Source organism: Phenylobacterium sp., from assembly GCF_036263695.1.
Taxonomy (GTDB): Bacteria; Pseudomonadota; Alphaproteobacteria; order Caulobacterales; family Caulobacteraceae; genus Phenylobacterium.
The window spans coordinates 1-5626 of record NZ_DATAGM010000099.1 but is presented as its reverse complement, the minus strand read 5'-3'; the positions used below and the strand labels follow the sequence as shown (position 1 = coordinate 5626).

Below are 5626 nucleotides of genomic sequence, written 5' to 3'. Positions count from 1 at the left end.
ATCGTGACCCGCATCGGCGAGATCCACAGTCTGGTGACCGAGATCGCCTCGTCGTCCCAGCAGCAGGCCTCGGGCGTCCAGGAGGTCAACATCGCCGTCCAGCAGATGGACAGCGTGACCCAGCAGAACGCGGCCATGGTCGAGGAATCCACCGCCGCGAGCCGCGCCATGGCCCAGGACACCGACCAACTCGCCCGCATCGTCAGCCGCTTCAAGATCGATGAACGCGCCTCGGCGGGCCGCCCGCACCTGGAGGTCGTCCCCGTCCGTCGCGGCGCGGCGTAGACGCTCCTACATCACCCCGGCGCGGACCAGGTCGTGGACCTGGAGGAGGCCGACAGGGCGGCCCTCCTCGACGACGAACAGCACGGTGACGGCCGGAGGCGGGTCGCTCATCAGCGCCAGCGCCTCGGAGGCCAGCATGCTGGTCGGGACGATCTTGCGGGGCCCGCGGGTCATCACCTGGTCGACGGTGGCGGCGAGCAGGCCGTCCACGTGGCGGCGGATGTCGCCGTCGCTGATCACGCCCGAGAGGCGGCCCGCGGCGTCGGTGACGCCGACCACGCCCCAGTTCTTCTCGCTCATCACCTGCAGCGCCTGAGGCATCGGAGCGCCCTCGGGGATCAGCGGCAGCTCGTCGGCGCGGTGCATCAGGTCGCCGACCGTCTTCAGCATGGCGCCCAGCTTTCCGCCCGGGTGGAAGACGTGGAAGTCGCTCGCCTTGAAGCCGCGCCGCTCCAGGAGGGCCACGGCCAGGGCGTCGCCGAGGGCGATCTGCAGGGTTGTGGAGGTGGTGGGAGCGGAGAGCTCGGCCGTCGCCTCGGGCGCGTCCACGAGCTGCAGCACCACATCGGCCGCCGCGCCGAGCGCGCTGTTGGCGCGGGCGGTCAGCGCGATCAGCGGGATGTGGAAGCGCTTGGCGTAGGCCAGCACGTCGGCGAGCTCGCGGTTCTCGCCGGACTTGGATAGGCACAGGATGGCGTCCTCCGCGCCAATCATGCCCAGGTCACCGTGGCTGGCCTCGTTTGCGTGGACGAACGTGGCCGGCGTGCCGGTCGAGGCGAAGGTCGCGGCGATCTTGCGCGCCACGTGGCCAGACTTGCCGATGCCGGTGCAGATGATCCGGCCCTTGGCGGCGAACAGCAGGTCGACGGCGGCCGAGAAGGCGCCGTCCAGCGAGTCCGCCTGCTGCCGGAGCGCTTCGGCCTCGCAGCCCAGGACCCGTCGGCCGACGGCGCTCGCGTCGAAGCCGCTCATTGGTTCGGCGCCACGGCCTGGGTCTGCAGGTCGCTGACCGCCTGGCGCGCGCGCTCGGCTTCGGCCATGGCTGCCTCGTGCTGACGCTGCAGCGCCGCCCGAACCTCCGGCCGCTGCTGGTAGGGCGTTTCGCCGAACGGGCCGGGCGAGCGGGCGCCCAGGCCTTGCGGCCAGACCATCGCCAGGCCAACCAGGCCGAGGGCCAGCAGGCCGATCGCGGGGAAGAACAGGCGGGAGAGCATGGGCAGCATATAGCCGCTCGCCGTGCGTCGCACCAAGCCGGGCCTTGACCCTCGCGCCGCCGCGCCCTAGGCCGCGAGGCCTCGCAACCGCCCGGAGGAAAAAGCGCCTTGCCCACCCTCGTCCTGCTCCGCCACGGCCAGAGCCAGTGGAACCTGGAAAACCGCTTCACCGGCTGGGTGGACGTGGACCTGACGCCGGAAGGCGAGGCCCAGGCGAAGAAGGGCGGCGAGCTGATCAAGGCCGCCGGCATCCGCATCGACCGGGCCTACACCTCGGTGCTGACCCGGGCGATCCGCACCCTTTGGCTGGCGCTGCACGCCGCGGGCCAGGTGTACGTGCCGGTGACCAACGACTGGCGGCTGAACGAGCGGCACTACGGCGGCCTGACCGGCCTGAACAAAGCCGAGACCGCCGAGAAGCACGGCGAGGAGCAGGTGAAGCTCTGGCGCCGGTCCTACGACATCCCGCCGCCGCCGCTGGCGCCGGGCGGCGAGCACGACTTCTCCAAGGACCGCCGCTACGCCGGGGTGACCCTGCCCGCCACCGAGAGCCTGAAGACCACGCTGGAGCGGGTGCAGCCCTACTGGGACGCCGAGATCGCACCGCACCTGAAAGCCGGCGAGAACCTGCTGATCGCCGCCCACGGCAACTCGCTGCGGGCGATCGTCAAGCTGCTGTTCGGGCTTTCCGACGAGGCGATCATTGGGGTCGAGATCCCCACCGGCAACCCGTTGGTCATCGAGCTGGACGACAGCCTCAAGCCCTGCTCGGCGCGCTACCTCGACGAGGCGCGCGCCCAGCCGCTGCCGCAGGCGGCGTGAGCGACGCCGACGAGGCCTTCATGCGCCGCGCCATCGCGGTGGCGCGGGCCGGCGTCGGCCTGACCGGAGAGAACCCCTCGGTCGGCTGCGTGATCGTCAAGGGCGGCGAAGTCATCGCCGAGGGCGCCACGGGCGCTGGCGGGCGACCCCACGCCGAAGAGAGGGCTCTGGACGCCGCCGGCGAGCGCGCCCGCGGCGCGACGGCTTACGTCACCCTGGAGCCCTGCGCCCAGAGGTCGGCGGCGACGACCTCCTGCTCCGAGCGGCTGGCGCAGGCCGGCGTCGCCCGGGTGGTGGTGGCCTGCACGGATGCGTCCGCCTTCGCCTCGGGCCGCGGCGGGGAGCGGCTCGCGGCCGTCGGAATTCCTGTCGAGGTGGGCCTGCTGGCGGCCGAAGCCGAAGCGGCGCTCTACGCGGACTACGTGCCGCGGAGCCACTGAGCCCTGAGGGGAGGCGGGCGGAGCGCGTTGGCGCGCCCCGCCCTTGGTCCGCTTAGCGGGCGGCCAGCTGGTCGGGCTGGGCCTTGGCCACCTGGATGTTCTGCCAGTTGGCGAGGGCGGTGCTGTAGGCCTTCTGGACGCAGTTGGCGTTCAACTGCAGTTCCAGCGGCGAGGGGCCGTCGGCCTTGTCGCGCTTGCAGACCGCGTGAGCGGCGGCGCGCAGCTCGGCCTGGACCGCGTCGGCCGACTTGCCGGCCACGTTGATGCGGATCTCCTGGGCCTGGGCCGGAAGAGCGGCGGCGGCGAGGAGGAGGGCGGTGGCGGTGATGGTCTTGATCATGTCTGGAGTTCCCAACTGATGTTGAAACTCCTCCCTATGAGACGCTTCTTAAGCGGACTGAGCGTCTGTGGTCCTGATTAGCCGATTCAGAAGACAAGTCTATGAAGGTGTTGTTGCCCAGCCGCGAGATATGGCAAGTGATCAACTTCCTATCAACTCCGAACTCCTGAGATCAATTCAGTAACATTCTGACAACTTCGCCAGATGACCTAGTGAGTGTCTGGCATACCGGCACAATTTGGCGGGGGCGTCAAAATTGTGTCCCGCTCCGCTCGTGACCGTCGAACGGCGCTTTGCGAAGCATAGTGGGAGTGCAAAGCTTCTCCCGCAGGCCCGCAAAGAGGCCGCACCCCGGGGGAGATCCGCAGCCATGTCCACCGCGAGCCTGCCGGCCGAGCGTTCGGCCGGGTACCGCTACCTGGTCGTGACCATCCTGATGGTCGTCTACACCTTCAACTTCCTGGACCGGCAGATCCTGTCGATCCTCGCCGAGCCGATCCGGAAGGACCTTGGGCTGTCCGACACCCAGCTGGGGGTGCTCACGGGCCTCGCCTTCGCGGTTTTCTACACCGGCTGCGGGATCCCGGTGGCCTGGCTCGCGGACAGGGCCAATCGGGTGCGGATCATCGCCGCGGCCTGTGCGATCTGGAGCCTGTTCTCGGCCGCGTGCGGGATGGCGAACAACTTCACTCAACTGCTGCTCTACCGGATTGGCGTCGGGGTGGGCGAGGCGGGGGGCTCGCCGCCGTCCTATTCGCTGATCTCGGACTATTTCGCGCCGCAGGACCGCGGCAAGGCGCTGGCCATCTATTCACTGGGGGTGCCGTTCGGCTCGATGATCGGGGCGGCCGCCGGCGGCTGGATCGCCGCCAGCTACGGCTGGCGCACCGCCTTCTACGCAGTGGGGCTGCCCGGGCTGCTGCTGGCGCTGATCCTTGTCATGGTGGTGCGCGAGCCTAAGCGGGGGGCGCTCGATCGGTTCGCCGAGGGCGAGACCGCGCATGCGCCAACGCCGCCCATGGCGATCGCGGTCGGAAGCTTCTTCCGCAACCGGACGCTGGTGATCACCGCCCTGTCGAGCGGCCTTTCCGCCTTCGTAGGCTATGCGGTGCTGACCTGGGCCCCGCCGTTTCTGATGCGGATCAAGGGCATGGGGCTGGAGGAGGTCGCCCTCTACTACAGCCTGGTGCTGGGGATCACCGGCGCCATCGGGACCTTCGGGGCCGGCTGGCTGGTCGACAAGCTGAGTCGGGCGAACCGGCGCTGGTACGCCTTTGTGCCGGCCATCGCGTTCGCCCTCTCCATCCCCTTCTTCATCGGCTTCCTGCTGGCGCCGACCTGGCAGCTCGCCCTGTTGTGCTTCGCCGGGCCTGCGCTGCTCAACAACATGTATCTCGCCCCCGCCCTGGCGGTGGTCCAGAACGCGGTGCCGCCGGCCATGCGAACTGTCTCCGGGGCCATCCTGCTGTTCATCCTCAACATTATCGGCCTCGGCGGCGGCCCGGTGTTCGTCGGCATGATCAGCGACAGCGCGTCGGCGCAGTTCGGCGAACGCTCACTCCAGGTCGGCCTGGCCGCCCTCGTGCCGGTGATCGCGGTCACCATCCTGGCGCACTACCTCGCCTCGCGTTCGATCCTGCGCGATCGACGGCTCGCCGCCGCGGGCGCCTGACCGTTCGCCTTGACAGCTTAAGTTACGAATGTAGTCTGCACGTCGGATTACGTCTGTAACCGTGCTGCGAGGCTCCGATGAAGGCCCACCTGCTGATCGCCGCCAGCCTGGTTCTCGCCGCGCCGCCCGCGCTGGCGCAGACCCGAGGCGAGGAGACGGTGGCGCTGTCCGACCTCAACCTGCGAACGGCGGAAGGGCAGGAGGGCGCCCGGCGGCGCATCCGGGCGGCGGCTTCACGGCTGTGCGCCCAGCCCCTGACGCCGCTCCTGCCCCGCGCGGCCACCGACGCCTGGCGCTGCCGCAAGGCGGCTCAGGCCCGGGCCGAGGCCCAGCTCTCGCCGCAAGCGCGCAGCTACGCCGCCCGTTGACGACTTTCGCGCCCGGCCCTCCTGGCGCGGAATAACGGCCCCCAACAGGGCTCAGCCTTGGGGGAGGCGGACTCGCCCGCCTCCCCACCTTTTGGGCAAGGCCATGGTTAAGCGCCATTCAGGCGTCAGCAGACCGTTAATCGAGTGCGTTTAGAAATACCCCATCGCGCCCACGATGGATCGCTCCGACCCGTGCTGAACGCCAGGCCCAGCCCGACCCAGCTTCGCCGCCTGACCCAGGCGGAGGTCGAGGTCATCTGCGCCAAGCACGACCGGCTGTGGACCTCTCGTCCCGGAGGCGCCCGGGCGGTGTTCGCCTGGATGGATCTCTCCGGCCTGGACCTGTCGGGCAAGAACCTCTGCGACGCCGACATGACCGGCGTGATCCTGGCCGATTGCAATCTCAAAGGCGTTCGGCTCGACCACGCCAACCTGTTCGGCGCGGACATGCAGAACGCCGACCTGACCGACGCCTCGCTGCGGCG

8 protein-coding genes and 1 pseudogene are annotated in these 5626 nt (G+C 69.7%); 6 read left to right on the top strand and 3 right to left on the bottom strand.

The features are described 5' to 3' along the window. Window positions 1-285 (top strand): annotated as a pseudogene (locus tag VHK87_RS04050) (methyl-accepting chemotaxis protein); the annotation flags it as partial. Between the two features lie 6 nt (window positions 286-291). Here VHK87_RS04050 and VHK87_RS04045 read toward each other — a convergent pair. Beyond that, complete coding sequence (locus VHK87_RS04045; protein WP_329633615.1) at window positions 292-1257, bottom strand: KpsF/GutQ family sugar-phosphate isomerase; 966 nt, start codon at window positions 1255-1257, stop codon at window positions 292-294. Continuing rightward, window positions 1254-1532: a hypothetical protein gene (locus tag VHK87_RS04040; RefSeq protein ID WP_329633614.1), complete on the bottom strand. Its 279-nt coding sequence runs from the start codon at window positions 1530-1532 to the stop codon at window positions 1254-1256. The genes VHK87_RS04045 and VHK87_RS04040 overlap by 4 nt, the downstream gene beginning before the upstream one ends. Before the next feature lie 75 nt (window positions 1533-1607). Here VHK87_RS04040 and gpmA point away from each other — a divergent pair, with 75 nt between their 5' ends. Then, the gene (gpmA, locus tag VHK87_RS04035; RefSeq protein ID WP_329633613.1) at window positions 1608-2321 is read left to right on the top strand and encodes a 2,3-diphosphoglycerate-dependent phosphoglycerate mutase; all 714 of its coding nucleotides are present in this window, start codon (window positions 1608-1610) and stop codon (window positions 2319-2321) included. Beyond that, a complete protein-coding gene (locus tag VHK87_RS04030; RefSeq protein WP_329633612.1) occupies window positions 2318-2761 on the top strand; it encodes a bifunctional diaminohydroxyphosphoribosylaminopyrimidine deaminase/5-amino-6-(5-phosphoribosylamino)uracil reductase RibD in 444 nt (147 codons plus the stop codon). The genes gpmA and VHK87_RS04030 overlap by 4 nt, the downstream gene beginning before the upstream one ends. A gap of 52 nt (window positions 2762-2813) precedes the next feature. On the opposite strand, the gene VHK87_RS04025 is transcribed toward VHK87_RS04030, so the two are convergent. Continuing rightward, window positions 2814-3101 (bottom strand): hypothetical protein, encoded by a 288-nt coding sequence (locus VHK87_RS04025; RefSeq protein WP_329633611.1) that lies wholly within the window; start codon window positions 3099-3101, stop codon window positions 2814-2816. A gap of 370 nt (window positions 3102-3471) precedes the next feature. Here VHK87_RS04025 and VHK87_RS04020 point away from each other — a divergent pair, with 370 nt between their 5' ends. The 3 genes from VHK87_RS04020 to VHK87_RS04010 form a co-directional block, all read left to right on the top strand. Beyond that, window positions 3472-4773, top strand: a complete 1302-nt coding sequence (locus tag VHK87_RS04020; protein ID WP_329633610.1) for an MFS transporter — start codon at window positions 3472-3474, stop codon at window positions 4771-4773. A gap of 77 nt (window positions 4774-4850) precedes the next feature. Then, window positions 4851-5141, top strand: coding sequence for a UrcA family protein (locus tag VHK87_RS04015; protein WP_329633609.1), 291 nt, complete (start codon window positions 4851-4853; stop codon window positions 5139-5141). 192 nt (window positions 5142-5333) lie between these two features. Continuing rightward, a partial coding sequence (locus VHK87_RS04010) for a pentapeptide repeat-containing protein (RefSeq protein WP_329633608.1) occupies window positions 5334-5626 on the top strand: 293 nt, incomplete at its 3' end.